Origin of the sequence: Streptomyces sp. NPDC093225, from assembly GCF_044753805.1 — a bacterium.
Lineage (GTDB): Bacteria > Actinomycetota > Actinomycetes > Streptomycetales > Streptomycetaceae > Streptomyces.
Window position 1 is genome coordinate 18,467 of record NZ_JBIVNX010000011.1, and the last position, 26,301, is coordinate 44,767.

The 26,301-nt window shown below is 70.2% G+C and carries 26 protein-coding genes; 19 read left to right on the forward strand and 7 right to left on the reverse strand.

Going from position 1 to position 26,301, the window contains the following annotated elements; all coding sequences use genetic code 11:
• Positions 1 to 21: 21 nt before the first annotated feature.
• Positions 22 to 618 (reverse strand): hypothetical protein, encoded by a 597-nt coding sequence (locus ACIQCH_RS12665; RefSeq protein WP_402580662.1) that lies wholly within the window; start codon positions 616 to 618, stop codon positions 22 to 24.
• Positions 619 to 891: 273 nt separating this feature from the next.
• Here ACIQCH_RS12665 and ACIQCH_RS12670 point away from each other — a divergent pair, with 273 nt between their 5' ends.
• Positions 892 to 1,437 (forward strand): hypothetical protein, encoded by a 546-nt coding sequence (locus tag ACIQCH_RS12670; protein WP_402580663.1) that lies wholly within the window; start codon positions 892 to 894, stop codon positions 1,435 to 1,437.
• 58 nt (positions 1,438 to 1,495) lie between these two features.
• Here ACIQCH_RS12670 and ACIQCH_RS12675 read toward each other — a convergent pair whose 3' ends face one another.
• Positions 1,496 to 1,915 (reverse strand): hypothetical protein, encoded by a 420-nt coding sequence (locus tag ACIQCH_RS12675; protein ID WP_402580664.1) that lies wholly within the window; start codon positions 1,913 to 1,915, stop codon positions 1,496 to 1,498.
• 213 nt (positions 1,916 to 2,128) lie between these two features.
• Here ACIQCH_RS12675 and ACIQCH_RS12680 point away from each other — a divergent pair, with 213 nt between their 5' ends.
• The 15 genes from ACIQCH_RS12680 (at position 2,129) to ACIQCH_RS12750 (ending at position 17,427) form a co-directional block, all read left to right on the forward strand.
• On the forward strand, positions 2,129 to 2,743 hold the full coding sequence (locus tag ACIQCH_RS12680; protein WP_402580665.1) for a hypothetical protein: 615 nt from the start codon (positions 2,129 to 2,131) through the stop codon (positions 2,741 to 2,743).
• Between the two features lie 89 nt (positions 2,744 to 2,832).
• Positions 2,833 to 3,618: a hypothetical protein gene (locus ACIQCH_RS12685; RefSeq protein WP_402580666.1), complete on the forward strand. Its 786-nt coding sequence runs from the start codon at positions 2,833 to 2,835 to the stop codon at positions 3,616 to 3,618.
• A gap of 105 nt (positions 3,619 to 3,723) precedes the next feature.
• Positions 3,724 to 4,995: a hypothetical protein gene (locus tag ACIQCH_RS12690; protein ID WP_402580667.1), complete on the forward strand. Its 1,272-nt coding sequence runs from the start codon at positions 3,724 to 3,726 to the stop codon at positions 4,993 to 4,995.
• Between the two features lie 1,033 nt (positions 4,996 to 6,028).
• Complete coding sequence (locus ACIQCH_RS12695; RefSeq protein ID WP_402580668.1) at positions 6,029 to 6,517, forward strand: hypothetical protein; 489 nt, start codon at positions 6,029 to 6,031, stop codon at positions 6,515 to 6,517.
• A gap of 205 nt (positions 6,518 to 6,722) precedes the next feature.
• Positions 6,723 to 7,262: a winged helix-turn-helix domain-containing protein gene (locus ACIQCH_RS12700; protein ID WP_402580669.1), complete on the forward strand. Its 540-nt coding sequence runs from the start codon at positions 6,723 to 6,725 to the stop codon at positions 7,260 to 7,262.
• The gene (locus ACIQCH_RS12705; protein ID WP_402580823.1) at positions 7,259 to 7,807 is read left to right on the forward strand and encodes a transposase; all 549 of its coding nucleotides are present in this window, start codon (positions 7,259 to 7,261) and stop codon (positions 7,805 to 7,807) included. Before ACIQCH_RS12700 ends, ACIQCH_RS12705 begins: the two co-directional genes overlap by 4 nt.
• A gap of 296 nt (positions 7,808 to 8,103) precedes the next feature.
• A complete protein-coding gene (locus ACIQCH_RS12710; RefSeq protein ID WP_402580670.1) occupies positions 8,104 to 9,081 on the forward strand; it encodes a PQQ-binding-like beta-propeller repeat protein in 978 nt (325 codons plus the stop codon).
• Between the two features lie 254 nt (positions 9,082 to 9,335).
• Positions 9,336 to 10,577 (forward strand): helix-turn-helix domain-containing protein, encoded by a 1,242-nt coding sequence (locus ACIQCH_RS12715; protein WP_402580671.1) that lies wholly within the window; start codon positions 9,336 to 9,338, stop codon positions 10,575 to 10,577.
• 79 nt (positions 10,578 to 10,656) lie between these two features.
• Positions 10,657 to 11,286 (forward strand): hypothetical protein, encoded by a 630-nt coding sequence (locus tag ACIQCH_RS12720; RefSeq protein ID WP_402580672.1) that lies wholly within the window; start codon positions 10,657 to 10,659, stop codon positions 11,284 to 11,286.
• Positions 11,287 to 11,896: 610 nt separating this feature from the next.
• Positions 11,897 to 13,144: a TfuA-like protein gene (locus tag ACIQCH_RS12725; protein ID WP_402580673.1), complete on the forward strand. Its 1,248-nt coding sequence runs from the start codon at positions 11,897 to 11,899 to the stop codon at positions 13,142 to 13,144.
• 4 nt (positions 13,145 to 13,148) lie between these two features.
• Positions 13,149 to 14,276: a YcaO-like family protein gene (locus ACIQCH_RS12730; RefSeq protein ID WP_402580824.1), complete on the forward strand. Its 1,128-nt coding sequence runs from the start codon at positions 13,149 to 13,151 to the stop codon at positions 14,274 to 14,276.
• The gene (locus tag ACIQCH_RS12735; protein ID WP_402580674.1) at positions 14,273 to 15,145 is read left to right on the forward strand and encodes a class I SAM-dependent methyltransferase; all 873 of its coding nucleotides are present in this window, start codon (positions 14,273 to 14,275) and stop codon (positions 15,143 to 15,145) included. The genes ACIQCH_RS12730 and ACIQCH_RS12735 overlap by 4 nt, the downstream gene beginning before the upstream one ends.
• Positions 15,142 to 16,155, forward strand: coding sequence for an NAD(P)H-dependent glycerol-3-phosphate dehydrogenase (locus tag ACIQCH_RS12740; RefSeq protein WP_402580675.1), 1,014 nt, complete (start codon positions 15,142 to 15,144; stop codon positions 16,153 to 16,155). The genes ACIQCH_RS12735 and ACIQCH_RS12740 overlap by 4 nt, the downstream gene beginning before the upstream one ends.
• A gap of 74 nt (positions 16,156 to 16,229) precedes the next feature.
• Entirely contained in the window at positions 16,230 to 16,586 is a 357-nt protein-coding gene (locus ACIQCH_RS12745) for a hypothetical protein (protein ID WP_402580676.1), read from the forward strand.
• Positions 16,573 to 17,427, forward strand: coding sequence for a hypothetical protein (locus tag ACIQCH_RS12750; RefSeq protein ID WP_402580677.1), 855 nt, complete (start codon positions 16,573 to 16,575; stop codon positions 17,425 to 17,427). Before ACIQCH_RS12745 ends, ACIQCH_RS12750 begins: the two co-directional genes overlap by 14 nt.
• Before the next feature lie 231 nt (positions 17,428 to 17,658).
• Here ACIQCH_RS12750 and ACIQCH_RS12755 read toward each other — a convergent pair whose 3' ends face one another.
• The gene (locus ACIQCH_RS12755; protein ID WP_402580678.1) at positions 17,659 to 17,883 is read right to left on the reverse strand and encodes a hypothetical protein; all 225 of its coding nucleotides are present in this window, start codon (positions 17,881 to 17,883) and stop codon (positions 17,659 to 17,661) included.
• 1,070 nt (positions 17,884 to 18,953) lie between these two features.
• Between ACIQCH_RS12755 and ACIQCH_RS12760 the strand changes: the two genes are divergently transcribed.
• Both ACIQCH_RS12760 and ACIQCH_RS12765 read left to right on the forward strand, forming a co-directional pair.
• On the forward strand, positions 18,954 to 19,256 hold the full coding sequence (locus tag ACIQCH_RS12760; protein WP_402580679.1) for a hypothetical protein: 303 nt from the start codon (positions 18,954 to 18,956) through the stop codon (positions 19,254 to 19,256).
• Between the two features lie 279 nt (positions 19,257 to 19,535).
• Positions 19,536 to 19,751, forward strand: a complete 216-nt coding sequence (locus ACIQCH_RS12765) for a DUF6207 family protein (RefSeq protein WP_402580680.1) — start codon at positions 19,536 to 19,538, stop codon at positions 19,749 to 19,751.
• Positions 19,752 to 20,615: 864 nt separating this feature from the next.
• Here the strand turns inward: ACIQCH_RS12765 and ACIQCH_RS12770 are convergent.
• The 4 genes from ACIQCH_RS12770 to ACIQCH_RS12785 all read right to left on the reverse strand — a co-directional run bounded on the left by ACIQCH_RS12770 (position 20,616) and on the right by ACIQCH_RS12785 (position 25,690).
• Positions 20,616 to 20,888, reverse strand: a complete 273-nt coding sequence (locus tag ACIQCH_RS12770) for a hypothetical protein (protein ID WP_402580681.1) — start codon at positions 20,886 to 20,888, stop codon at positions 20,616 to 20,618.
• A 180-nt stretch (positions 20,889 to 21,068) separates the two neighbouring features.
• Positions 21,069 to 21,359, reverse strand: coding sequence for a hypothetical protein (locus ACIQCH_RS12775; protein ID WP_402580682.1), 291 nt, complete (start codon positions 21,357 to 21,359; stop codon positions 21,069 to 21,071).
• A gap of 1,395 nt (positions 21,360 to 22,754) precedes the next feature.
• Positions 22,755 to 24,290 carry an SAV_2336 N-terminal domain-related protein gene (locus tag ACIQCH_RS12780; RefSeq protein ID WP_402580683.1) on the reverse strand — a complete coding sequence of 512 codons (1,536 nt, stop codon included), beginning with the start codon at positions 24,288 to 24,290 and terminating at the stop codon, positions 22,755 to 22,757.
• The gene (locus ACIQCH_RS12785) at positions 24,173 to 25,690 is read right to left on the reverse strand and encodes a hypothetical protein (RefSeq protein ID WP_402580684.1); all 1,518 of its coding nucleotides are present in this window, start codon (positions 25,688 to 25,690) and stop codon (positions 24,173 to 24,175) included. The genes ACIQCH_RS12780 and ACIQCH_RS12785 overlap by 118 nt, the downstream gene beginning before the upstream one ends.
• Positions 25,691 to 25,925: 235 nt before the next feature.
• On the opposite strand from ACIQCH_RS12785, the gene ACIQCH_RS12790 reads away from it, so the two are divergent.
• Positions 25,926 to 26,294, forward strand: a complete 369-nt coding sequence (locus ACIQCH_RS12790) for a hypothetical protein (RefSeq protein WP_402580685.1) — start codon at positions 25,926 to 25,928, stop codon at positions 26,292 to 26,294.
• Positions 26,295 to 26,301 lie beyond the last annotated feature (7 nt).

Here is a 26,301-nt window from a genome sequence, read left to right on the forward strand (position 1 = left end):
GGACAGCGGGTCGGCGGCACCCTACGTGGCGGGGACCGCGTGTCCGATCAGGAAGGCGGTCGCGGCCGCGGTGGCGTCGGTGGGGCTCGCCTGGTCGCGCTCGCTGATGCGCTCGGTGCCGTCGGCGGCGATGGCGGTGTAGGACCAGGTGTCGGTGTCGGGGTGGTGGTGCATGGTGGCCGCGCCGCCGGCGTAGTGCAGTGTGATGGGGTCCTGGCCGCGGACGCCGCGCGGGGGTACGGCCTTGGGCCACTTCAGGCGGGCGGACTGGCGGGTGATGCCCCAGGCCTCGCCGATCAGGGTGTAGCTGGCGTTCTGGTGGCCGGCGAGGGTTGCGGCCTTCTCTGCCAGGTCTTCCACGGTCAGCTGGACTTGGCGGAACGCGTACAGGGTCGTCAGGGCGTAGTCCCCGGAGAGCGCGATCCCGTCGCGCGGCTCCTGGCCCTCCGCCCGGTAGGCCTCGGCCCGCGCGGAGATACGGATCGCGAAGGCGTCGGCCGCCTCGGCAACGGCGTCCGCGAGCGCGATCGTCTCGTCGTCGGTGGGCGCGCGGTAGGCGGGGGTGCGCAGGGTGTTGACGTCGGTCCAGAAGTCGGGGCGCTCGGCTGCGGTTTCCATGCGACAAGCATGACTACCGATACCCGTCTTCGACAATCGAAACTGTCAGAGCGGCATATGACAGTTCCTCATGTCGATCCGAGCAGGCGGATCGGGCCCCCGGTGGCCTGACTGACGACGTCGGATATTGCGATGTCGCGAGTAGCCTGCGTCGGCGGTGCCACGAAGGCTTCGTTGTGGTGATCTGAGCGCATGGGTCCGACCTTCGAAACTGGCGAGAACGCGCTTCCTCGCGGCTAGGCTCTGGCCGGTCTGCCACGAGAAGGGGTTGGGATGGACACGATGAGAGCCCACATAGAGCGCGGCCTCCGCGCGGGGGAACGACTGATCGACTTCGCGGAGACGCGTGAGCGCGAGCCGGCGCCTCAGTCGACGGGCCGCGTGTGGCATGCATTGACCCAGTACCGGTGGCTGCACGTGGTCGACCCAGCTGTCGCCAACATCGAGTCGTCGATGCTTGACCTGGTGCGTGCTCCTGTGGGCCTGATGTCGGCGCGAATCGGTGGACACGACTGGGCGAAGGATGACATGTTCACCGTCCCGAAGACCTTCGCGAAGGCGGTGGCCGCCGCGCAGGCCGCCTATCCCGCTGGCTTTCAGTTTCCTCTTGAGCAAGCGGCGGTCGGCGTCCTAGACATCCGCAGCCGTGCAGACGCAACGACCGTTCCGGGCCGGTTGGCCATGATGATGGCAATGTCGGGGAAGGCCGACGCCGAGTTCGAGTGCGGGGCGTGTGGGAGGTTTCTCGGTTACGGCCTTGCAGCGGACCCTCGTCCATCGCAAGCCGAGTGCCCGGGGTGCTTGCGGACGCTCGTGTAGCGCGGCCGCAGGCCAGACCTGACGTGCCTACCCGTTTGACCGCCGTGGTCCCACCTGCTCAAAACATGGAGAGCTGGTCGCCGTGATAGCGGCGGACGGTGGCGTATCCCAACCAGGGACGGCCGGCCTCTGCCGCATGCTGTTCGGCGGCAAGCGGGCTGTAGCCGAGGGCCTTGGCGACAAGCGCGGGTGGCATCTCCAGGACGAGTTCACGCAGAGCCGAGTTGCGGCCGCGCCGGATCGGGATGCCGCTGTCCCACAGGGCTTTGTGAAGGGTGGCAGGGGCCATCGGCTGCCCGGGGATCGCGCCGGGAAAGAGCCAGCGGGTGCGAGCATTACGGGCGGTCGTGGTGTGGCGGCGCCGGGGCATGTACTCGCGAAGGAGCTGGTCAAAAGGCTGAGGAACGGGGACGGGCTCTCCGCCGGTGAGACGGACGGTGACGTCTTCGTCGGTGACCTGGACGTCGTCGACGACCATGCGTGAGATGCGGGTCACTGGCTGGGCGAAGAGCAGGACGAGTAGCCCAAGAACCCGGCTGTCGAGGCGGATGGTGCGGTCCTCGGCCAGGCGGCGGAGAAGACGCAGGCGTTCGTCCTGGCCGATGGAGTCGAGCTTGGCAGAGCCTGCCCTAATCGGTAAACACGGTATGTCACCAAGTCAGGTGCGGATCGCGACAGTCGAGGGGGAGCTGTGTCAACAGAGCAGAGTCCGGATCTCCACACGTGGATCGGTCGCGAGGTCAAGGAAGCCCGGAGGGCAGTTGGCGTTGCGGGGCTCACCACGCTGCTCGTCGTCCCCGCCACGTTCGCGCTGTTCGACGACGACCGACTCCGCATGAGCGACGACTACGCGGCAATCAACGCCGGGGCCAGCGTCGCCATCCTGCTAATCGGGACCGTCGACTTTCACCTCAGCCTCAAGGCGGCCAAGGGCCTGATCTCGGCCGGGCCGCTGGACGAGGTCGTCCGTCAGGAGGGGGCCAAGACCCGAACGCGCGGTGATCTGGTCCGGAGGAAGATCAAGCTGATGGGTATCTGGCTGCTGGCTTGCGTCACCCTCGCTGTCTCGATCTTCCTCATGGCCTTGTGGGCAGCGATCGAGAACCACGGACCGGCCCGCTGGCTGGCCTGGTACTCGTGGCTCTCCGCTGGGGTGGGCCTGGCCACGGTCCTCATCGCCACAGGTGACAAGTTGGTCGATGAGGCACATGACGTGCTTGCACTCGTGCGCCTGCGACCGTCGGCCCCGCCATCAACGACCCCCGAAACGACAGCCAGCCTGGACGGAACCTCGGCCGCCGGCTGACACGGAGTCCTCCCTCGGCAGGACTCCCGTACGCCTAGCCGCAGGGTCGGCACGGCAGATGAGGCCGGCCACCTTGACGAGGAGACCGCGTGACCAACATGACCACGACGTCCACCTTGACCTTCGCGGGCGACTACGCACCGCTCGTCCTCGACGGTGCCCAGCTCCACGCCCATCCCGAATCGGGTATGACGGCCCTGGCCGGTTGGGCGCCGGCCGGCGTCGAACCGCCCAGTGGGGACCTGTGCCTGCCGCTGGTCGAACACGGCGGGCGCCGGCTCGCGGTCGCGGACGTCAGTGTGGACGTCTCCCACCACGGCGGCGCACGGGCCTGGGTGGACGTCCGCTGGCAGGACGGCCACGAACTCGAAGGTCTCGAGCCGGGCCCGGGCGGCCGGTTCGGCGAGAACGTCGTGTGGCTGCTGCGCGCCCGCACCCTGAAGCTGCTGAAGGTCGGGGACCTGGTGGAGCAAGTCGTCCGGTACGGCGTCGCACTCGCCTCCGGGCATCGGGATCCGCGCTGGGCCCGGCGCCTGCAGCTCGTCTGCGTCGAGCTTCGGGGCCGGGACCCCCTCGTGCGGCCCCGACAGTTCCAGCCCACCGCCCAGGACGACCCGGTCCGGCTCCTGCACGGGGTGATGGCGGCCGGCGGCCACCTGGCCATCACCGCAGGGGAGCTCCGCGCGCGGGTCCTGGAGGCGGACACCCTTCCAGGGCTGAACCTGGTCACGATCCCCCGCGAGCTGCCGGAAGACCCTGCCGCACCGGTCCTGCTGGTCAACGGCCTCGAGCACACGCTGCGGGTGCTGCGGGCCTGTGAGGCGGTGGCCGCCGAGGACCACGCCCGGCTGGTGGCCCCGGCTGGGCAACGGTGAGGCCCCCGTGGCGACGGCCGGGGCCGAACTCGACGCGGCCACCGAGGCCCTGGGGCGCCGGTTCACGCCGCCGGCCCGCTACCGGCGGCCGCTGGCGGAGCCCCGATGACCGCCGACCTGACCGCCTCGCCCGCCCTGCCGTCGCAGGGCGCGCCCGCTGTACTGCCCGCTGGCCGGGTCCTGCACCCGGACGGGTATACCGTCGCGGCCGGCACCGCCGCGTGGGCCGCGGCCGCCACCCCCGACAACACCGCCCGGGGCCGCGCCAGCCGCATGGCCGGCTTCGTGGCCTGGTGCCGCGACCGCGGGCGCCTTCACCGCGACCCCGGCACCCTCGCCGACTACGCGGCCTGGCTCGCCGATCAACGCCACCCGGCCGAGACCATCGGCATCTACACCTCCACCATCGCCGAGCGCCTGGCCGACTCCGGCGTCCTGGTCCCGCCCTCCGAGCGGGACATGGTCGAGCGCATCATCGCGGCCCGGGCCCGGCAGGAAGCCCGCGACCCGGACGGCCAGGGCGACGTGCTGCAGGCCACCGAGTGCACGCGCGAGGACCTGGCCGCCATGCTCGCCGTGCACGACCCCGACACCCTCGAAGGGCTGCGGAACCGATTCGCCCTGGACTGGTACATGGCCGGCCGCGCCTCCGAGCCCGCAAGCCTGAACCTGCGCGACCTCGCCACCGAGACGCTCACCGCCGTCGACCCGGACACCGGCGAGGTCCTCGAGCTACACGCACTCGTCATCACCCTGCGCCTGTCCAAGACCAACCCCTACGGCCGGACCACGGAGACGGTCCGGATCGCCGCGCAGGACGACGAGACCTGCCCCGTCGCGCTCTACCACGCCTGGATCGCCGAACTGGATCAGAACGGCGCCACCGCCGGCCCGCTGCTGCGACGGGTCAAGGATGGCCGGCTCACGACCGCGGGCCGGCCGCCGAAGGATCCGGCCCGGGCGGGCGGGATCTCGGACCGCACCATCAGGAACCTGATCGCTGATTCCGCCCGGGCCGCCGGCCTCACGCGGGCCCTGGACCCCGAGGAGCGGGCCGCGATGTCGACCGCCGCGGAGCGGGCCGAGTTGGCCGCCGTCGTACTGACCGACGAGGGACGTGAGGCTGTTCGGGCCCGACGCCGGCTCGCCCGCCGCGCGCTGCGGCGAGGCGTGCGCCGCTACTCCGGTCACTCCATGCGCCGCGGCAAGGTCCGAGCCGACCAACGTGCCGGCGCCCCGCGGCACGTGATCGAGCGCCAGAACCGGTACGCGCCCGGCAGCCGGGCCCTGGCCCGGTACCTCGACGACCTCGTCGCCTGGGACGAGAACCCCACCGTGCCCGCCCGCTTCCGGCGCACCCTCGCAGCCCGGACATGATCAAACGACCGCAGCCAGCGGCCCCGGGGCCGGCCGGCACCTACCAGTTTTCGTAGGTGACCCGGCCGTCGGGCCTGGGGCGGGCTCGAACCACCTACAGATTTCTGTAGGCGGTTCGATGGAAAACCGCAGGTCAGATGCGATCGGGCGCCCGCAACGGCCAGCAGCAGCAAGATCTTCGAGTAATGTTCGCAGGCAATATCTACGGGAAATACCTACGGGCAACATCTACGGCGAGAACAACAACCAACTTCAACACGGCAATATATGCAGCCAGAGGCGCGGAAATATCTTCCGCGGCAGATTGCTCGACGCAGCAATGCTCAACACATCGCACGCGGTTGATGCCAAGTAATAATGGTGGCATCATTTACGGCATCGCCCAGACATGAGGGCGGGGCCCCGTGACCTCCATTGCAGCGGCGACACGGGACCCCGTAGATGTCGAGGCGGTGGCGGGTCGCCTCCCCACAAGGGGCGGCCCGCCCCGGAAAGTCACAGGTCACGCCATATACGCATCGCGTAGTAGACGGCCTGCATCACGCTTCCGGCCAGCTTCGCCAGCTCAACGAGCCGCGTGAGCTGCACACGCCAACGACCCCCTTCCCGGGGCTCGCCAGCGGAGCTCTCCATCATTCACCCCCCTTCTTTCGTCACCGGCGGCGCACGCCGGGCCTCCATTCGGGGTTGAGGAAAATCCTACCGATAGATCCCCGCCATTCGCCAAGTCGCACTTAAATCGGCCGGCATGACCACCCGTCACTGACGCTCCGGAATTGGCGCGTTCAACCTGTTTCGGCGACGGCCTTTACTCGTCCAGAAGGACTGATTGGATTGGCGTGCATGCAGGTCAGGGGCAACCCGCCCCCGACATCCTTAAGCGGCCGCGACGCCCGCTTGCGCGTTGACGCCCACCCGAGCGCACGAGGAGTCACACCACCCCATGTGACTCAAGTCACACATAGTCCCGGGTGGGTGCAGCACGTGCCGCGTGTGGCCGCACCGTCGCCGCACCACGCCGCGTTGATGGAGGGTGAGCCTCAGCCCTGACTTCTCCCGCCCGCAGCTCGTCGCGGTCCCCTCCGTCTGCCACCTGTGCGGCGCCCCGGCCACCGCGGGCGTGACGACCGTCCTGCACCCTTCCGGGGGCCCGCCCAGGCACCTTGCCCTGTGCATGCCGTGTGACTCCGGGCGGCCCGGGCGCGGCCGTACCGACTTGGGGCCCGCCGATGACCTCTGGTGGGTCCTGACGCGGGACGCCGAGGCCTTGCGTGGGGCCTTCGCGTCAGGGGAGTGGGTCCCGTACCCGTCCGAGCTCGCCTTCGCCGAGGCCTTGGCCCTTGCGGCCTGGAGCGAGGACGCCATCAGGGCCGCGCAGCGCGCGGCTCCTCGGGGCCGTCTCGCCCTCCTCCTCGACAATCTGGCCCTGGTGCTCCGCTTCACCCCCGGCCACGACCCGGCCTTCACCCCCGTGCGCCGCCTGGTCGACGTCCTCGCCAACGCGGCGCGGGACGACTGGTGATCTCGTCACGGCCGGGCGCTCGTCCTTCTCTCAGCGTGAGATGCTGCCGGGCGATCATCGGCGGCAGGCCCCGGCTACGCGGTCTGCGGCCTCAGGCGTGGAGAGCAGGGAGTGTGCATGCGGGGCGTGCGGCAGCAGTTACTGACCTTGAAGGTGGGTTGTCGTAGGGACTGACGATTGGTGATCGTCGCGGTATGCCGGTTGTATGAGGTATCCGCAGGGTGGGGGTCTGACCGCGGAGAGGCAAGCGTTCCGCGAGCGGGTCCGGATGGAAGCAGTGGCGATGTTTGCCGAGGGGCGGGGCAGTACGGACATCGCGAAGGAGTTACGGGTCAGCGTCCGGTCGGTTCAGCGTTGGCGGCAGGCGTGGAAAGCTGCCGTTCAAAACGGGGTACGCTCCCGCGGCCCGGCGTCGCGGCCGAAGCTGAGTGACGCGCTGTTCGCCGTGCTCGAGGAGGAGTTGGCCAAGGGGCCGGTCGCGCATGGCTGGCCGGACCAGCGATGGACCCTGGCCAGGATCAAGACCTTGATCGGCCGGCGGTTCCACAAGTCGATGACGCTGTCGGGGATCTCGCAGATGCTGCGGAGACACGGCTGGAGTCATCAGGTGCCGGCCCGTCGTGCGGTCGAACGCGATGAGGCCGCGGTGGCCGGCTGGGTGAAAGACGTGTGGCCGCACGTGGAAACACCGCGGCGGCGCTCGGGGCCTGGATCGTCTTCGAAGACGAAGCCGGATTCTCGATGACGCCGCCGACCTCCCGCACCTGGAGTCGACGCGGAACCACACCGGTCATCCGGGTCCGCGGCCGTTCCCAGCGCCGCTTCTCCATCGCCGCCCTGTGCTGCTACAAACCCGGCGAACGTTCCCACCTGATCTACCGGCCCAAGCGGCATGGCGATCACAAGAGCGGCGGACGGAAGAGCTTCGCCTGGACCGAGTACCGAGACCTCCTCATCGCCGCCCACCAGCAGCTCGGTGGCCCCGTCATCCTCATCTGGGACAACTTGAACGTCCACAAAGACCGCCGCATGCGGGCCTTCATCGACACGCAAGACTGGATCACGGCCCACTACCTGCCGTCTTACGCACCCGATCTCAACCCGGTCGAAGGCATCTGGTCAGTCCTCCGCCGCACCACCCAGGCCAACACGGCCTTCACCGACCCCGACCACCTCATGCGCCGGCTCCGACGCGGCCTCCGCCAGATCCAATACCGCAGCGACATCATCGACGGATGCCTCACCGGAACTGGGCTCACACTGACGACACCACGACTACAAACTCAGTAGCAGTGGTCACCACCCTTGTGGCCGCCCTTGGTTTGGCGGGCTGTGGCTCGTCCGGGCCCGTGACGGGGGATGACGCGGCACCGCGGTCTGCGGCGTCGACAGCTGCCAGGCCGGCGCCGTCTCCTCCTCGGCGGTCCTTCGATCCGCCGTCGTGGTTCGACGAGCGGGGTGCGGTGGAGCTGCCTGCCGAGGCCTGCGAGAACCGGCTGAACCTTCTCGGGAACCGCCTGCGCGACCTGCCCGTCGCCCTCCAGGGGACGCGTGCGTATGTCGGCGCGTCCGGCAGCCTGCAGACCGTGGATCTGACCTCTGGCCAGGTGGCGACCGTCCGCGCCCGGGGTGACGTGCTGGGCTCCGACGATGAGGGGTACGCCGCCGCGCCGCTCGTCGCAAGCGACGGCACCGCGACCACGGTCGTGACCCCGTTCCTGCTCTCGGTGCCCGGTACGGGCACTCAGGCCTCGACGGCCCTGCTGGAGGTGGTTGCCGTCTCAGCCGAGGCCGGGGCGGAGTCCTGGCGGATGACGGTACGGCCGCCTGACTGGGCGCCCACCTCTTACAGTCGCGTCACCGCGTCCGCCATCGGCGCGGGCGAGGGGACGGTGGTGATCACGGTCGAGGACGACGACCATGCCGTCTCGTATGGCGTCGACTTGGCCACCCACGAGCTGCGCTGGACGGTCCCGGGCCTGCGCGCGCACGCGGTCGCAGGCGGCGCGGTCGTGGGCATGCTCGGCCACACTGGCACCGGCGCCGACGCCGCGTACTCCGTACCGGCCGGATACGACGTCCAGACCGGCGCACAGCGGTGGCAGGGCCCCAAGCGGGACCTGCTGACCATGGAGCCGGCGGGCCCGTCCTTCGTGCGGTTGTACGGCAGCCTCGGCATCAGCGTCCGCCCGGGCATGCTCCTGCGGATCGACACCGGCAAGGCCCAGGAGCTGCCGGCGGCCGTGGCCGGGTTGAACTGCGCCTACGACGGGGCCGAAACGCTCGTGTGCAGCGGCCCCTTCACGGTCGCGGCCCTAGACGCGCGCTCGGGCCGGCTCCTGTGGGAGCTCAGCGACGGCAAGGACGGCCGCACCGCGCCCACCGTCACCACGGCCTGGCACGGGCGCGTCTACGGCCGGACCTCCAACGGTCCCGTCGCCCTGGACGCGCGGACCGGCAAGGACATGCCCACCCAGCCCGCAGCCGCACCGATCCTCGTCAACGCCTACGGCGGCCTGGTCCTCACCGACGGCAAGCTGCTCAGCTACTCAGCCGGGGGCTGAGGAACCCCAAGACGCCTGAGTCCCGGCGAGCCGCCGCATGCCAGACACGAGGCGGCCACGCCCGGCCAGGGGCCTGGAAGCGGCCCGGGATCCGATGTGGTCATGGCCATGACCGAAGCACACAGGGCCGATCTCCCCGACTCCCGCGTCCTGCGGTCTCCTTGGGACGGATGCCGGTCCCACCGAGGGCGTGTCCGTGGGCTGGCCGGGCGGGTACCGTCCGGGTGTGGAGTTCGGAACGGAGAGGTGCCGCCATGTCCCAAACCCCTGACACCGGTATCGGAGCGCGCGTACGGGTTGCCCGGATTGCCGCGGGCCTGACCCACGCGGAGATGGCCGGGCTGGTGGGCCGGTCCGAGAGGTGGGCCGAGGACGTCGAGGCCGGGCGGCTTCCCCTGGACCGGTACTCGCTGATCTCGGCGGTGGCGACGGTGTGCGAGGTGGATGTGGTGTGGCTGCTTGGGCAGCCGTACCGGCTGCGCCGGGAGCAGGGATCGGCGGTCCCGCATATCCCGGCGATGCGGGCGGCGCTGCGCCGGTCCTCGCTCATTCTGTCGGGGCATCCCGGGCTCGTGCCGTCCGCGCCGGCTGCTGATGCGCAGCGGGTCCGGGAGCAGGCCGCAGCGACGAACCGTCACCGGCAGGGCGCGAACCTTCCGGCCGTGGCCGGGCTGCTGCCCGCGCTGTTGGAGGACTTGAACACGACGATCCTGCTGCACGAGCGGGATACGGCGGAGCGGGCTGCGGCCCTGCGTCTACTAGTCGACGCGGCCCGGAACGCGCGGCAGACGTTGAACCAGACGGGGCTGCCCGATCTGGCGTGGGTGGCGGCGGAGGTGGCGGCCGGCGCGGCGACGCAGCTGGACGATCCGATCGTGAAGGCGGCGGTGGCCTGGGACCGCTGCGGGGCGCTGCTGCATCAGGGTTCCGCGCGGGAGACTCAGGCGGTCGCGGACGCGGCGCTGCGGGACCTGGAGTCGTTGTCGGCTACGGGCGACACAGACGCCCTGGTGCTCGAGGGGGCGTTGGTGCTGCGGCAGGTGATCGCCTGTGCTCGCGCCGGGGATGCGGACGGGGCGTGGGGGCAGGCGAGGCGGGCTCTGGAGGTATCGGATCGCCTGCCGACGGGGCATCACGATCTGCGGTGGCAGACGGTGTTCTCCCGGGCCAACGTGCTGGTGCACACGACCGAGGCCGGGGTCGAGGTGGACGAGCCTGACACCGGGCTCACGTTCGTGGACGGGGTGGACGTGCCTGCGATGCCGAGCCGGGAGCGGATCACCCACTACCGGATCGACGAGGCGCGGGCCCTGCACCGCATGGGCCGGTCGGGCGAGGCGGTGGTGACGCTGCGGCAGGCGGCCCAGAGGGCGCCGCACTACGTGCACGCGCACCCGATGGCGCGCGAGCTGGTCGGTGACTTGGTCCGGCGGGGGGTTCCGTCGCAGGCCGCGGCCCTGTCGGGGCTGGTGCGGGGGATGGAACTCGTGTCCTGATTTCAGGGCGCATATGCCAGTTGGGCGGCCTACAGGATTCCTGTGGGTCGCCCTTGTTCTTCAGCGGGACCCTCATGCCGTGACCATCACCTTCGGTTTGGAAGCGGACACGGGGGGCGACATGGGCGACGTCCTGCATGTCCTGCACGGCCGCGACACCATCGAGTGCGCTATCGCGTACGACCGGCTCGGCTGGCCGGTGGCCATCGGGCACCGCTACCGCACGGGCTCCGGCTGCACCTGCCGGAGCGCCGACTCGAAGGCGCCGTGCATCACCCCCGGCGCCCACCCTTTGGAGGCGGCCGTCACGCCGCTGGCGCGCGGGGAACTGGCCGCCGCGTTCGAGTCCGCACCCGGGGCTGGCGTCATCGTCCCGTGTACGAACTGGGACGCGCTGGTCGTCGCTCACCCGATCGGTATGGCTGTCATGGTCCGTGCCGACGCCGCCGGCCTCCACGTCCCGTGCCTGACCTCCGGGCACACCACCGCAACCTTGCTGGTGGCCCCCGGCACGGGCGCGGCCCTCCCCGGGTGCCCACGGGTCGAGGTCCGGTCGGGGCCCGGCGCCTGGGTCGCGCTGCCCCCCTCGTACGGGGTGCGGTGGGACACCGCACCCGCCGAGGACACCCTCCTGCCGGACGCGCAGGCCGTGCACCCGCACCTTGCCCAGGTCCTCAAGCTCGCCTGTGCCGACCAGGGGAGAGCGTGATGACGCGCCGAACGGGGCAGCGCGCGAGCTCTGCCTCTCCGCCGTACGCGGTGGGTGACGTGGTGCAGGGATTGGAGGCCCTTTCCGCAGGTGACCGTCGTCAGCCCTCGGTCTACGAGGGGGTCGTGGTCCAGGTCGGTAGCGGGTGGGAGGGCGTGGACGCGGACAGCGCCTATCTGTGGGTACGGCTGCCGGACGGCACCGAGCGCCGACTGGCCATACAGAGCTGTGCCTTGGTGAGGCCGGCTCGGCAGGAATCGTTGTGAGGGCCCCGCGCCTCGCTGTGCTTTGACCACATGCTTCCCGCCTCGGTCAGGGGCGGGTGGGCGGGCTACGGCCCGCGGCACCACCGGGGGCGTGCGCACGCCCGCCCCGTCGTCAATCGCCAGGAGGAGAAGACCGTGGAGCAGTCCAAGTCCGGCATCGCCGCCGCCAGCACCTCGGCGTCCGTGGAGGGGACCGAGGAGATCGCCGGGACCGTGGTGGTCGCCGTCGACGTGGAGGACGAGGAGTAGCCCCTCTCCTGTCCGCGTTCTGCCCTGGGCGTCCCTCCCTCTCGTGGCCCGCGGGCCCGGGGAGGGGCGCCCTTCGCGCTTCACCGGAGGGTGCAGTGATTCACGTGTACGTCGGGCCGACGCTGTCGGCGTCCGAGCCTGTACTGGCCGCGCTGGGCCTGCGGGTGCTGCCGCCGGCGCGGCACGGTGACCTGTTCGACACCGCGATCGTCGGCGGCAACACGGTGGTCCTCATCGACGGGGTGTACCACCAGGCGCCGGCGCTGCGGCACAAGGAGATTCTGGCGGCGATGGGCCGGGGCGTCGCCGTGATCGGTGCTGCGAGCATCGGCGCGCTGCGGGCGGCCGAGCTGGCGCCGTACGGGATGCTCGGCGTCGGCAGCATCTACTGCGCGTACGCCTCGGGGCGGATCGACGGTGACGACGAGGTCGCGGTCGGGCAGGCACCGGACGGGGAGTTCGGCGCGCTGACCTGGCCGGTGGTCAACATCCGGCATGTTCTGGGGCTTGCCCGCTCCGCCGGGGTCCTCGACGAAGTGCGGGCCGCACGGCTCCTGGAGGGACTGCGGGCGGTCTACTACCCGCAGCGCACCTGGGCCGCCGTTCGCGCCGTGTGCCGCCGCCAGGGCGAGCAGGCGTTCGCCGGGTGGCTGAGCGGGCAGCGCGAGCGGGACCGGCACTTCGGCGATCTCAAGCGCGCCGACGCGCTCGCCGCGGTGCGTACCGCGCTCAACGGCGGCGCCCCAGCGGCCCGGGGAATCGAGCCACCGGTGTGGGAGACGGCCTACTTCCGCCGCTGGTCCAACGCCTTCGCCCGCTGCCGCGTGGACGGACTGCTGCTGCGCACCGAGGACCGCCTCGTCTACCAGCAGGTGTTCGACCCCGGATTCCCCGCCAGGTGGGCGGCCTACCTCGAGCACCTCTCCCTCCACCCGGGCGACGGCGGGCCGGGGGTGGATCTGGCGGAGCGGCTGGCCCGGGCTGGCGGTTTGGACCTGCCCGCTGCCCGCGTCTTCCGTCCCGTGCTCGACCTGCGCGACGGGCAGACGGTGGACATGCTGCTGGCCGGCGAGACCGCGCACGACCGGCGGGCAGTCGCCCGGTACGCCGATGCCCTTGCCTGGGTCCGCCGCAGCCGGCCGGGCTTCTCGACTGATGCGGTCCGCGACGAGGTGAGCCGCGATCTGCTGCTGCAGGTGTGGCGGTGCCCTGAGCGTGGGCTGGACGCGCAGGCGTCCGCGCGGGGGCTGGGCTGCGGGGCCCGTGCCGTTCACGAGGCCAAGCGGTTCGTGCCCGGGTTCCTGGAGGACATCGAGAGGGCGGAGACGTCTCGTGTCGGGTGAATTGGTGGCGCTGCCGGGCACGGTGCGGGCCCGGACACCGCAGGAGACATGGCAGGCAGTGGCCGGGCGTCTTGGCGAGTTCGGCATCAGCCGGGTCGCAGACCTGACCGGCCTGGACTGCGTCGGGCTTCCGGTGTGGACGGCGATCCGGCCCGCGTCGAAGACCTTGTCGACCTCTCAGGGCAAGGGCGTCACCGCCCTGCTGGCGAAGCTGTCGGCGGTGATGGAGGCGATCGAGCTGTGGCACGTCGAGCGGCCATTGCCCGTCGCCGCGTACGGCCCGGCCTTCGAGGTCGCCGCCGACTGCCCCGTGGCGGCGCTGCCGCTGACCGGCCGGTACCCCGAGCAGGCGCTGGACCGGCTGGTGTGGGAGTGGACGGCCGGCACCGGCCTGGTGAGCGGCGCGAAGGTGCTGCTGCCGGTCGACCTGGTCCGCCGCCGTGTCCAGCGGCGCCCGTGGACCCCGGACGTGCTGCGCACGACCAGCACGGGACTGGCGTGCGGCAACACGCGCGACGAGGCGCTGCTGCACGGCCTGTTCGAGGTGGTGGAGCGCGACGTGCTGCACCGGGATGGGCAGGCCGGTGGAGCGCGGCGCATCCTCATCGCGCCCGGCACGGTTGAGGACCTGCACGGCCGGCAGGTCATCGAGCGGTTGGCGGCCGCGGGCATGGCGTTGGAGATCGCGCTGGTGGACGGCCCGTACGGGCTGCCGGTGTGCGTCGCGTACCTGTGGTCGGAGGACTACCCGGTCGTCTTCGCCGGCGGCGGCTGCCACAGCGACCCGGCCATCGCGCTGACCCGGGCGGTGACCGAGGCCGCGCAGTCGCGGCTTGCCGCCATCGCCGGGACCCGTGACGACCTCCCCAGCGAACCCGGCAGCTTCGACGTCCCGCCCTTCCGCCCGGCCATGACGACCGGGCTCGCCCCGTGGCGGCAGGCCACTGTCCATTTCGCCCCGGCCGGCGGCGGCTTCGCCGAACAGGTCAGGGATGTGGCACGCAGGGTCGCGCGCATCACCGGGCACGAACCGGTGGCTCTGAACCTGTCGGCCCCGGACGTCCCCGTTCACGCCGTGCAGGTCGTCTGCCCCGGCACCCGCTCACGGATCAGGAGGTCAATGCCCCGATGAACGCCACCACCACGGCGGCGCCCGCCGCGACACCTTCGCCCGGCGCTGGGCGCTCCGCCCAGTACGACGCCTTCCACGCCGCCCGCGCCCGCACCGATCTGGTCGCCCGTCTGTACGCCGCGGCGATGGGCGAGGACTACCCGGTCGAGGTCGCCGCCTCCAGCTCGTGCGACTGGCCCCTGCTGGGGCTGATGACCACGCGGCTGCGGATGCGGCCCGGCCAGCTCCTGGTGGACGCGGGCTGCGGCACCGGCGGCATCGGCTTGTGGCTGGCTCGCGCGCTCGGCCTGCGTCTGGAGGGCTTCGACCTGTCCCCGGTCGCCGTCACTCAGGCCACAGGCCGCCGCCTGCCCTTCGGCCTCTCCCCCGAGCGGGCCGCGTTCCGCGTTGCCGAGCTGGAGAACACCGGCCTGCCGGGCGCCAGCGCGCACGGCATTGTGTGCGTGGACGCCCTCGGCGGCGTCGCCGACCGCAACGCGGCAGTGCGTGAACTGAGCCGCATCCTGGCCCCCGGCGGGCGGCTCGTGATGACCCGGGCCTCGCGGCGGGGCGCCGTTCCCGCCTGGACGGAGCAGGCGCGCGCCGTCGGCCTCACGGTCGAGCACGTGGACGAGCGGCCCGCCGAGCCCGTGCTGTGGGAACGGCTCTACCGGCTATGGATCGCCCACGACGGCGAGCTGCGCGGCAAGCTGGGCGAGACCCAGGCCCAGAACATGCTGCGCGAGGCACACGAGGTGCTGCCCACACTGCGGGAGCGCCGTGCGGTCCTGCTGACTCTACGGCGCCCCCCGACCGCGCCAGCCGACCCCGGTGCGGCCGATACGATGACCGGGCCCGGCCGCCACCCCGACGTAAGGACCCCGCAGTGAGCCAGCACCGTTCCACCCGTGCTGCGGTGTTCTCGGCCGGGTCCTGGGGAACCGCCGTCGCCAAAATTCTGGCGGACGCGGGCACCGACGTCATCGTGCACGCCCGCCGCAGCGAGATCGCCGACGCGATCAACACCACGCACCGCAACCCCGGCTACTTCCCGGACATCAAGCTGCCCTTCTCCGTGACGGCCACGACCGACCCGGCCCTCGCGCTGCACGGCGCGGACTTCCTCGTGCTGTCCATCCCCGCGCAATCCCTGCGTACCAGCCTCGCGGCCTGGGCCCCGCACATCGGACCGGACACCGTGATCGTGTCGCTGATGAAGGGCGTCGAGCTGGGCAGCCACCTGCGGGCAAGCCAGGTCATCACCGAGGTGACCGGCGTCTCTGAGAACCGGGTCGCGGTGCTGTCCGGACCGAACCTGGCCCGCGAGATCATGGAAGGCCAGCCCGCCGCCGCGACCGTCGCCTGCCCCGACGAGGACGCCGCCCGCCGCTTCCAGCAGGCCTGCCACACCGGCTACTTCCGGCCCTACACATCCACCGACGTCATCGGCTGCGAGCTGGGCGGCGCCGTGAAGAACGTCATCGCCCTCGCGGTCGGCATCGCCTCGGGCATGGGCATGGGCGACAACGCCACCGCCATGCTCATCACCCGCGGGCTGGCGGAGGCCACCCGCCTGGCCACTGCCATGGGCGCCCACCCGGCCACCCTGGCCGGCCTGTCCGGCGTCGGCGACCTGGTGGCGACCTGCTCCTCCCCACTCTCCCGCAACCGCACCTTCGGCACCCACCTCGGCCACGGCCTGAGCATCTCCGAGGCGACGGCCGCCACTCGGCAGACCACCGAGGGAGTCAAGTCCGCCGAGGCGATCCTCGCCCTCGCCCGCGCCCACGACGTCGAGATGCCGATCACGGACGTCATCTCCGCCCTGCTCCACGAGAAGGTCACCCTCGACGAGGCCGCCGCCGCCCTGATGCAGCGGCCCCCCAAGCCCGAGCGCTGACCCCCGGCGGCGGCCCCCCACCGCGCGGGCCGCCCCTCCTTCACCTTCACCCTCCCCACCCGGAGGCTCCCGTCATGCACCTGTCCGTGCTGCCCGCTGTCCAGACCGCTGCCACCCTCGCCCTGGTGACGTGGATGATCACCGGCTTCACCCCCCTGCCCGGCCACTGGCTGCGCTGGAAAATGTTCTGCCGCGCCAACTTCACAATCATCACGCTGACCGGCACCACCAAAGACGGCCGCACCGAGACCGTCAACATCTACGACCACCTCTCCCCCGGCTCCTTCATCCTCGGACCACCCCAGCTCCAGGCGATCCTCGACCACCTCACCGCGAGCGGCCGGTACGACCGGATCGACGGACACGGCCGCCTGCTGTCCGCCCGCGGCGAGCAGCCCATCGAAGTCAGGAACAGCCATGTGGTTCTTTGACGCCGTCTCCTCCGGCTTCCAACAGCCGACCGATCCCGGACACCTCCAGTGGTTCCGGATCCTCTTCGCCACCGTGCTCACCGCACGCTTCGCCCTCGCCTTCGGACAGGGCGGCTGGACCCGTCTCGCCCCCGGCTCGCTCAGCGCGCACCTCGCCGAGCTGCGTTTCGGCCCGGCCCGGGCCAGCCTCCTGATCCGCCTCTACCGGGCCGTGCTGATCGTCCGTACGGCCGCCGCCCTGGCCCTGACGCTCGGCCTGATGCCCCACCTCGCGCTGCTGGTGGTCCTGGCCGGCGCCACGATGGAACTGCTTTACCTCAAGAGCCCCAACGCCGTCCGCTACACCCTGCTGACCGGAACCGCCCTGCTGCTCGCCAAGGACCTCGGCCACGGCCTCACCATCGCGCACGGCACCAGCACGGCAAACACCTGGGCGCAGTGCCTCCTCGTGCTGATCACCACGGACATCTACTGGAACAGCGCCTGGCAAAAACTCCGCTCACCCCAGTTCCACAGCGGGCTCTACCTCGCCCAGTGGGTCCACACCTACAACCAGGTCAAAGACCAGCTGCCCTACCGGCGCCAGTTCGCCGTTCCCGGCTTCGTCCGCCGCTACGCGGGCAACCTCACCGACCGGGACGTCCGGCTGTGGCGGGCCGTCGCGGCCTGCGTCATCGCGGCAGAGATCGCCCTGCCGCCCGCGCTGCTCATCGAGCAGACGATGCCGTACGCCGTCGTCGCCGGCGTCACGATGCACGCCGCCTTCACCTGCCTCAAGCCCCGCCAGCTCATCACCTTCTCCAGCCTCACCCTCGGCACCTACCTCGCCTTCGCCGCCTAAGGCATCCCGGCCGCCACCCCTGACCGCCACACAGCCCAGAGAGTCGACAGGGCCCCTGCCAAATGTCGCAGGGGCCCTTCGTGTGCGGGTCAGCCCTCCGGCGACTCCAACTGGGCAGTCGCCGTTGATCTAGCCCTCGCCCTTGAGACAGCTGCAGAACGGAGCCGAGAGCTGACGCACTCCCCGCCCCCTCTCCTCCGCGCCGGGTCGCCGGCCTCCAAATGACTGCGCTCATAGGTTCGAGCTGTCACCACCCACCTCCAGCAGCACGACCTCGACCAAGGCCTCGCCGTCGGGCACCGGGCCATCGACATCCTCGGCCGCGTCGCCTCCGCCCACGCCCGCGACTACCTCGCTGACATCACCATCACAATCTTGAAAACCCGCCCAGCTTGCACTAGATCGCCCAGATCGATATTTACCGGCGAAATAGGGCAAGTCGGGAGGCGCGAGCAAGATCTTCAGCCAACTCTTAGGGCCGCTGGCGGAAGCAGCCGCGGGCCCTACCCAGCTCCTGGTCTGAACGGGCCGCCCGCCGGCGCCAATGCAGGGCCTCTTTCCCTCGGCTATCGCGTGGGAAAGAGGTGTCGTTTTACGAAAGGGGCTTGCCCATGGCCCTTGACCTGCACAAACGGAAGATCATCGATTCCGGGGGTCCCACCTGCGGTCACACCTGCGGTCCCCCGCCTAGTGCGCCCCTGCAGCCACCTGTGCACGCAACCTCCGGTGCAACCGTCATGCCGTCCGGGTGGCATACGGGCGGGCCGGACTGGGCAAGCCTCCCGGCAGCAGTACGGCGGGAGGGGCAGCCGTAGCTCTTGGCTGGCCGAACGCTTGCACCTGGGCGCCGAACTGCCCGACCGTTTGGGGATCTATGGTGCAGCTCGGGGGGTACGGGTTTGGGGAACAACCGGGTGCGGCTCAGCGGCGGAACGGCGTGGCAGACGGATTTCCGTCGCCGGACCACGGGCCGGGCCGTCAGGACCGCAATGGAGATCGCCACGGTCCGCCGCATGCTGAACCACACCCTGACCGAACTGAAACGGGCCATCGACCGGTACGCCGTCGCGGCCGCCGCCGACCTGTACGCCCTCGCCTGGCAGCAAGCGGCCGGAGCTCCGCCGAGCGAGACCCGCGAGCAGCGGGCCCAGCTGAAGAACCTCAAGGAGATCCTGGGCTCGCGCCGTTGGCAGGAGGAAGAGCGCCGCCAGGCGGCCGCGGCTTCTCCGAAGCCCGTCCCGTCACAGCCCCGGATAGTCGCTGCCGCGCCCCGGGTCCGACCGGACGCCGCGCGGGCTGGTGGACCCATCGTCCGGTCTCCACGCCGGAATCCATCTTCCTCGCCCACACCCCGGCGTTCCTCCGTACCGCCGCGGCCGCCCGTCCCGGGATCAGCACCGACACCGATTCCAGCCCCGTCGCCGGTCATGACACCGGCCGCGAGGGCCCGCACGCCGCGCAGGCAAGAGCCAGCGCTCCTTGAGACTGGGCAGCTGTGGGAGATCGCGACCGAGTTGCGGCCGCTCTTGGAGCAGACCGCTAGGGCTGGCTCCACCATCACCTGGCCCCAGATCCACAAGCGCCTGTCGGGCCTGCCCCGCCTGCACGCCGACGACCAGTGCGTGCTCCTGTGGCTGGTCGACGAAGACGGCCGCAAGGAAGAACCGCTCCTGTCTGCGCTCGTCACCGTCGGGGACCGCCAGATGCACCCCCGCTTCCCAGCCGTCGCCAAACAGCTCGGCTGGACGCCCCCGGCCGACACCCGTCCACACACCGCATGGAGCTACGAAGTCCTCAAGGTCCACCAGCACTGGCGCCACCGCCGCTGACCCGGGCCGCCGGCCCTGGGCAAGCCCATCTCCAAGCCGGCTTGCCCAACCCCAGGCTCCCCAGATCGCGACCCCCTGCATACAGCCGCACCGGCGTCTTCGACTGCGGAGTACGTTCGGATGTACGGGGTGCGACCCTGGCCACCGGGGCCGCGACGGGAGCCGCGCCCCGACACGGCTTGCCGACCGTGCGATGCACACGGCCTGAGCCGACTCCCTCGTGGGGTGGAACCGCGGCCGCCAGCGAACCGGTCCGGCCCCACCGCCGTTGCAGAACTCATGCAGCTGATCGACGAGCAGCACATCGCGGAGCCCGGCCTGGTGGTCCTGGACATCACCGCCAGGGACGAGGACACCATCCGGGCCGTCATGGCCGCGCTGGAAGAGCGCTGGGCCACATCGGGCGTTGGCCCGGCTCGCCGGGATCCCGGCGAGCCCGGCGTCCGGGCCCGGATCTACGCCGACGTCCTGCGCCCGAGACGGGACGACCCATGAGGGAGTCTGGGCACGCCCTTACGAGGGGCTTGCCCAGGATCGCCTACGGCTTGCCCAGGCTCCTCGGCCTCCTCCTCCCACGGGGGATGCGCCCGCCCGGTGCCTAGCAGTGGACGACGGCATGACGCAGGAGCTGGGTGAGGCCGAGCACGTGGCCGCTGTGGAGGGCGAGCTGGTGGCGCTTGCCGACCATGATCTCCAGCGCGGTCCCGGGCGGTGCGGCAGCCCCAGCTCGTAGGTGGAGGTGAGGGCGGTGATCAGTTTGTGGAGGTGGCCCATCGTCTCCCCACCGGGGAGTTCCACTCGCGCGGTGAAGGCGATGTCACCGGGCCGGGTGAGAGAGGAACGCGTCGGGGCGGTCGAGGGGCGGGACGTTCCCGACGGGATCGGCGTGGGCTCCATGGAGGGAGGCGAGGGCGTGCCTCATGTCTCCCAGAAACGTCGGCAATGAGCCTGGCGTTGTCGTGATGGTGTCGTCTCATGACTCCCTCGTACGGCCACCCAAGAGGCGTCGGCCGGCTCCGGACCGTCGTGTCCCAGACGGTGGCGCCACGTCCTTGGAAGGCGCCTCGTCCTGCGGCCCGGACGCTGGGGAACACCTCCGTCCTGGATGCCTTGCCCAGCGGGGACCGTGACCGATCCGGATCCCGCGATCGGTCAAACAGCACGTCAGCCCCGTGACCGGTCCGTGCAACTCCCGCCGGGGCCGGTGACCGGTCATCGGTCACCGGCCAGCAGCCGCTCGCCCGGGAAGCCGGGGCTGAGCGTGACCGATGACGCATCCCGGCCCGCTCCCGGCAAGGGTGGGCAAGTCGGTGCACGGGGTGGCTTGCCCAGGCTCGCCCGGGGCTTGCCCAGCGTCGGTCAGCGGCCGACGGCTTCGGGGTAGCGAGCGCGGCGCCGGTGCGGGTCGTCCACGCCGATCTCGTACCAGGGCTCACCGCGCTGGAGCCGGGGCAGGGTGTTGGCCCACACCGCGATGGTGATGCCCCGCACGGCGACGGTGAGCGCCTGGAGGCGGTTGTCGAGGAGGCGCTCGGCCTTCCCCGCCAGGACAACGTGCAGCCGCGGGAAGGTCTTCGACCGGGTGTAGCGGTGGCGCTGCCAGCGACTACCTCCAGCCCGCTCGGCGCTCAAGGGCGGGCGAGGTCCGTACAGCGGACCCCGCTGCCAGGGTGCACTCCATCGCCGGCTCGACAGCCCGCCTGTGCTCCGCACATCAGTCCACCCGGACCAGACCGCCGCAGTCGTGCCGCAGGCACCAGCACCCCTGACCTCGAAATCGGTGGGTGGTGAGGGGGCGCTGGGGTGCTGTGTTCACCACTTCAGGGCAGTCATCGTCTCCAGTGCTGGGTTGAGCACCCTGACCGAGCCCCGTTCGTGGAAGGCAGATGTGCGCCAGTCGGCGAAGGCCTGGGCCAGGGCCCTGGCCTTGTCATCGTCGGGCGATCCGGAAGTCTCGAGGTCGGGGTCGAGTCCCGTGATGACCACCGCGTCCGTTACGGCCTTCCCATCCAGTCCGATGCGCTCGATCTTCACGTCCACGACAGCCGCCTCAAGGCCATCGTCACTGCCGTTCTGCCGAAGGTAGGTGCGGAACTCGTCCACAGGGGCCTTCCTCGCAGGTCCGCTTCCCTGTCCCGCCGACGGCGATACCGCACCCCCTGAGGTCGGCCCAGAACCCGCCGAATCCGGCGAGCCGCAGCCCAGCAGGCCCCCTCCCAGGACCACAGAGGCTGCCAGACCGACGCACAACAGCCGGACACGCCGCCGGGGTCCCGGCATCGGGCCCGGCTTCTCAGCGGGTAAGGCCAGCAGGCGGTGATGTTCCGTGACACTCATATCGTCTCCGTTCGGTGAAGGCGGTCGGGCAGGGAAGACGGCGCTCGCCAGCAGAAGGTTCCGCGTCGTACGGGCTCCGCGGGGTGGGACGTCTGGATGTCAGCGGCCCCACCCCGCGGGCCGCGGCCTATCCGCGATCGCGCCGTTCGTGGTCGATCGCGAAGACCCCCGCCTTGCCGTTCGTCGAGCAGGTGGCGCTGGAGGTGTGTCCGCCGTACACCCAGGGGCCGTCTGGTGGTGCGCAGCCCCTCCCAGAAGGGGGCAGCGAAGCGGTACCTGGTACACCTGGTACACCCAGACCTGCTGGAACCACTGATACCCGGAGGTCAGGGGCTCTGGCGAGGAGGAGCTTGGACTTCCCCGGCTGCTGGGTCAGGTCGGGGGCCCGGGGAGCTGAAGCAGTCGCCCCAGCCTCGCCCAGGAAGACGACGTCCTTGCACCGCAGACCACTGTGCTGCCGAATTCACCAGCAGGCGCAGCCACGCCGCGGCCTGGAGGCCCGCATGGACGCGCTTCGCCTCCACCGCAGCGGGATCGCCGTCGGCCCGGTAGACCGTCCGCCGGCAGCAGGCACACGTCGCAGCCATACCCGTTCCCCACGCCCGTGAGCGGGCGGTGAATGCACTGGCGAGCCATACGTCTTGCGCGTCACAGCGACCTGAGCAGCGACCGTTGGCCCGCCAAGTGTGGTGCGGTGCAGGCCGAGGGTCTGCCGGATCGGAGAATGACGGGTAGGCTCCCCGCAGCCCGCGCCGATATGGCGTGCGCGGGCGAGGCCCGGTGCCCCAGGCGCTCTGGGGGGCAGTACCACCGGGCCGCCCTTCCACTTGGACAGGCGGGGGAGTCGTCGGCGGTGGCGCAGGTAGCAGGTCGCCTCGCTCCACACGCAGGCCTGCGGCGGCGTCCTGAGGGACAGCGCGGTGTTGACCGGTACCGTCGGCGCACACTTGGCGGTTCGCGAGGAGGTCGTGGCGTGCTGAGCATCACCGTGGCTCATGATCCGCTCGCTTCGCGGGTCGCCTGGCCCTAGCTCACGCCTCTGCCGGGCACGCCACGAGGCCCTGTCAGCGCGGGCCGCGTGGACAGCTGGCTTCGAGTCTGTGCGGTAGCGGCGTCGACGGGGCTTGTGCATGTTTTGTCTCGCGTCAGTGGCCTGTGCGGTCACAGCCCGCTTCGAAACGAGTCGATCTTGTCGCTCATTCGTCGTAGCGCTTCGTTGCCGGCCATGAGTGGCAGGGCTTGGAGGACGGTTCGTTCGACGGAGACGAAGGGGAGGTTCTCCTCGGTGACGATGAGTGCGTCCGGCGGCGTGCGGAACTCGATGCGGCGGGCGAGGCCTCCCACTGCCTCAACAGTGGGAGAGAGGTACTCCTCGACTACGCCGGCTACGGCACGGCACTTCTCCCATCCATCACGGGCCAGCAGTGCTGCGCGGACGCCGTGTTCGAAGTCGAGGGTGACTCGATCGTGAGGGGCGTCGTCGGGGCCTGCGGTGTCAGTGACTCGGATCAGGCCGCTGCTGAGAATCTCTGCGAGGTCACCTGGCCCGACGGTGGGCATCAGTTTCGAACCGATGAGCTGCATGATGTGGCGGTTGAGGGGTGCTGCTGCCAGATGCCCTGCGAGCTGGGCGGTTTCTCTGGATGCACTGGCGAGGAAGTGGATGACGCGCTCGTGCATGTTCGCCCGGGTTGTCGTCGTGTCGCTGGCAGGCGGTGGCTCGTGCGGCAGCACAAGGGCTTGCTGACGGACCCACTGTCCGGAGAGTTGGAGTCTGCACCATTGATCGAGCCAGCGCTTGTGGAGCTCGAGGACGGGGACGATGACGTCGTCCGGTCCTATGGGAGTGGGGCTGAGCAGTCCAGCCGGTGTTTCAGGGTCCGTGGGCTTCTGTTCGATGCTGGGATTGGGGCTGCAGCGTGCAGTGGACCGCAGGGTCAGGGTGCGTGTGTGGATGGCTGATCGTGACCAGTTCTGATGGGGTTGGACGTGCAGGATCGCTAAGGGGTGGGTTCGCACCCATTCGCGGACCAGCTGCCAGATCTCGTGGCGGTGCCAGACTGGGCCGACTCCGTCGGTGACGAAGAAGACGATCTTGTTTCCGCGCGCACCGAGTCCGGCGTTCTCCAGGGCGACCTTGTCGAACATGGTCCGACTGGGGTCGAAGCCTTGGCTGTGCAGTTTGACGACCTGGACGGCGGTGAACAGGGGCACTTCATGGGCGCACGAGTAGAACCAGTCAATGGTGTGGTACCAGGCTGTCATGGAGGCGCCGGTATCCACGACAAGGATCAGGTCCCACCCGGCGTTGCTGTGGGGTGCCTGCGCGTAGCTGCCGGGGGCGTTAGGGACCTGGATGGATGTGCCCCGTCGGGGTTCTTGGTTGAGTTCGCTCAGTACGTGCAGTGATCGGGCGGCTGATCGGGTCCCTGGCGCTGGCTGGAGTTTTGGCCAGTCCGTGGGGGGTTGCGTGAAGACCGGCCTGGGAGGAAACAGCGGAAGGTGCGGCCTGCTGCCGTTGAGCGACCTGTGATCGTGGGGACTGGTGGTGATGATCCACTGTGAGTCGTGCGTGTCGGTCACTTTGCCTCGCCCCGGGCAGTGAGCATCGGCATCCCCACGGCAGGCTCGCGTTCCTCCCAGCCGGGCGCGACGAGTGTCGGCATGGTCGGTAGCAGTCGGTCGGGGTCGTCCCACAGCAAGGTGATACCGCGGGCCGCCTCCTCCTTCTCGTCGGTGGCGTGCAGGCTTTCCCGCCGAAGGGCGCTAACTCTGGAGGGGAGGTCTTTCAGGGGTCCTTCCTCAATGAGTTGGCGAACCGACTGACGGAATGCGGCAGAGGTGCAGTCTTCTCGGTGCCACAGGATGACGGGGGCGCCGTTGCGCAGTGCGGCCAGGAGCTCGGTGCGGCCGGTTGTGGCGTCAGGTGGGGTGCTGAGGACCACCAGGTCGCTAGCTCCTGAGTAGGCGCCGCTGCGGTGCTCGTGGAGGAACGTGGGGTGGTGGGCCTTGGCGTCCATGAGGTGCTCCCACCTGTTTCGCCAGGGTGGGTGGAGGACCGGCAGCTGGAGCCGCTCGAGGCTTCGTACGATGACGTTGAGATGAGGTAGACCCTCCTCGTTGCCCCCGGGTGTGCACCATTCCCATACGGGCTGGTTGAAGAGGGTGAGGGGCAGCCAAAACTCGACGCACACGCTTTCGCGTCGGGTGAGGCGGCGTACCCATCGTTTGATGCTGTCGTAGGCGGCTTGCGCGATCTGGCGGAAGTCGACCTGGGCGTCCTCGCCACGCATCGAGGGACTGTTGGTGGTTTCGGGATCGTGATGCCACGTCCGCAGGGTGTACAGATCGCTGCGCAGGCCGTCGGGAAATAAGGCGATCATGATGCGGGAGTCGGACGGTGGCGTGCTGCCTGCGAAGCGGCTGGCCTCCGCGCGAGCGGACAGGAGGTCTTGTGCAGCGCCCCACTGTGTTGCTTTCGCCTCTGTCCACTGCTTCAAGGGACTGGCTGCGGCGGGCGACGGTTGGACGGCGGCGACGTACTCGATGAAGGCGAGCAGTGGGGGCAGACTGCCGGGCAGGACGTTGCGGCGCAGCAGGTGCAGTGCTGTGGTCCAGGCGGAGGTGCAATGGGGTGGTAGGTCGGCGGACAGGGGTGGAAGGCAGGCTTCTGCCACGCGGTGGAGGTCAGGGACATCGAGCTGTTGGGTAAGTCGGCGCAGCTCTGCGAGGTCGGCGTGATCCATCAGGTCCGCGGCCGCCAGTTCGTCGGACAGTGCGCGCAGGGTGTGCACGAGCGCGGACGGTTTGGGTGCGGCCACGCGTTCCATGGCGTCGGCTAGTGCATCGACGTTGACAGGGCGGTCCCCGCATGCGGCGACGAGAGCGCGCAGCACCCGGCTGGCCCCGGCGGATGCGTCAACACTGCGGGAGAACGATGCGTGGTTGCGGGCGAGGAGACGCAACAGCACCCTGACGTCGAGGGTGGGCGAGCTGGCCTGGTCATCCAGTTGTGCATGGAGTTCACGCCGAAGGGCCGGCAGGTTTGCCGACGGCTGCGGCGGCTGGACGGGCTCGGATGTTCCGTTATCCGTCATGGCTGGTCACTCCTGCGATGGAGGTGGCTACACTCGGCCAGCGGGGGCATGGGGGGTGAAACTTCGCTCTTGTCCGGATGGGTGCCATCCGGTGAGATTCGATGGTGCCAGGGTTGAGGCGATGCCTTTTGCCTATTCGGCCTCTTGGGCCGGTGGGCTTAGCGAGAATGGCTGGCCTATGGATGCCAGTGGATACGCTGCCTGGGCTGCGGCCGTGACAAGCATGGCGACCCTCGTGGTCACCACCATCGTGCAGGGCCGACGTGAGAAGCACCGTTGGTCTCGTGAGGCGCTCACAGATGCATTCGTCGCGTTCTTGTCCGCCAGCTGGCGGCACTCCGACATAGCTAGCGCCCATCCTCCGGCTCATGCCCAAGGAGCTGCGCAGCTCGCCGACCAGTACGTCGAGATGCGCAATCAGTTGACTCGCCTGCGGCTGCTGTCGACCACCGAGGTGCTCACGGCGGGTGAGGGTTTGCTGCGCATGCATCGACGCATCCAAGAGGCGCAGTCGGCTGAGCAACTCACTTTGGCCCTGTCGGCCGCCTCTGATGGTCGGCGTGTGGTGGTCGCCGCGGCCAAGAAGGACATGGGCTTGGACTAACCTGACG

Coding starts and splice junctions, on each gene's coding strand:
- ACIQCH_RS12750 (WP_402580677.1), top strand. CDS start 16,573: ATGTGGTTCTTTGACGCCGTCTCCTCCGGCTTCCAACAGCCGACCGAT.
- ACIQCH_RS12715 (WP_402580671.1), top strand. CDS start 9,336: ATGTCCCAAACCCCTGACACCGGTATCGGAGCGCGCGTACGGGTTGCC.
- ACIQCH_RS12670 (WP_402580663.1), top strand. CDS start 892: ATGGACACGATGAGAGCCCACATAGAGCGCGGCCTCCGCGCGGGGGAA.
- ACIQCH_RS12745 (WP_402580676.1), top strand. CDS start 16,230: ATGCACCTGTCCGTGCTGCCCGCTGTCCAGACCGCTGCCACCCTCGCC.
- ACIQCH_RS12705 (WP_402580823.1), top strand. CDS start 7,259: ATGACGCCGCCGACCTCCCGCACCTGGAGTCGACGCGGAACCACACCG.
- ACIQCH_RS12665 (WP_402580662.1), bottom strand. CDS start 618: ATGGAAACCGCAGCCGAGCGCCCCGACTTCTGGACCGACGTCAACACC.
- ACIQCH_RS12690 (WP_402580667.1), top strand. CDS start 3,724: ATGACCGCCGACCTGACCGCCTCGCCCGCCCTGCCGTCGCAGGGCGCG.
- ACIQCH_RS12785 (WP_402580684.1), bottom strand. CDS start 25,690: ATGACGGATAACGGAACATCCGAGCCCGTCCAGCCGCCGCAGCCGTCG.
- ACIQCH_RS12700 (WP_402580669.1), top strand. CDS start 6,723: ATGAGGTATCCGCAGGGTGGGGGTCTGACCGCGGAGAGGCAAGCGTTC.
- ACIQCH_RS12765 (WP_402580680.1), top strand. CDS start 19,536: ATGCAGCTGATCGACGAGCAGCACATCGCGGAGCCCGGCCTGGTGGTC.
- ACIQCH_RS12675 (WP_402580664.1), bottom strand. CDS start 1,915: ATGGTCGTCGACGACGTCCAGGTCACCGACGAAGACGTCACCGTCCGT.
- ACIQCH_RS12735 (WP_402580674.1), top strand. CDS start 14,273: ATGAACGCCACCACCACGGCGGCGCCCGCCGCGACACCTTCGCCCGGC.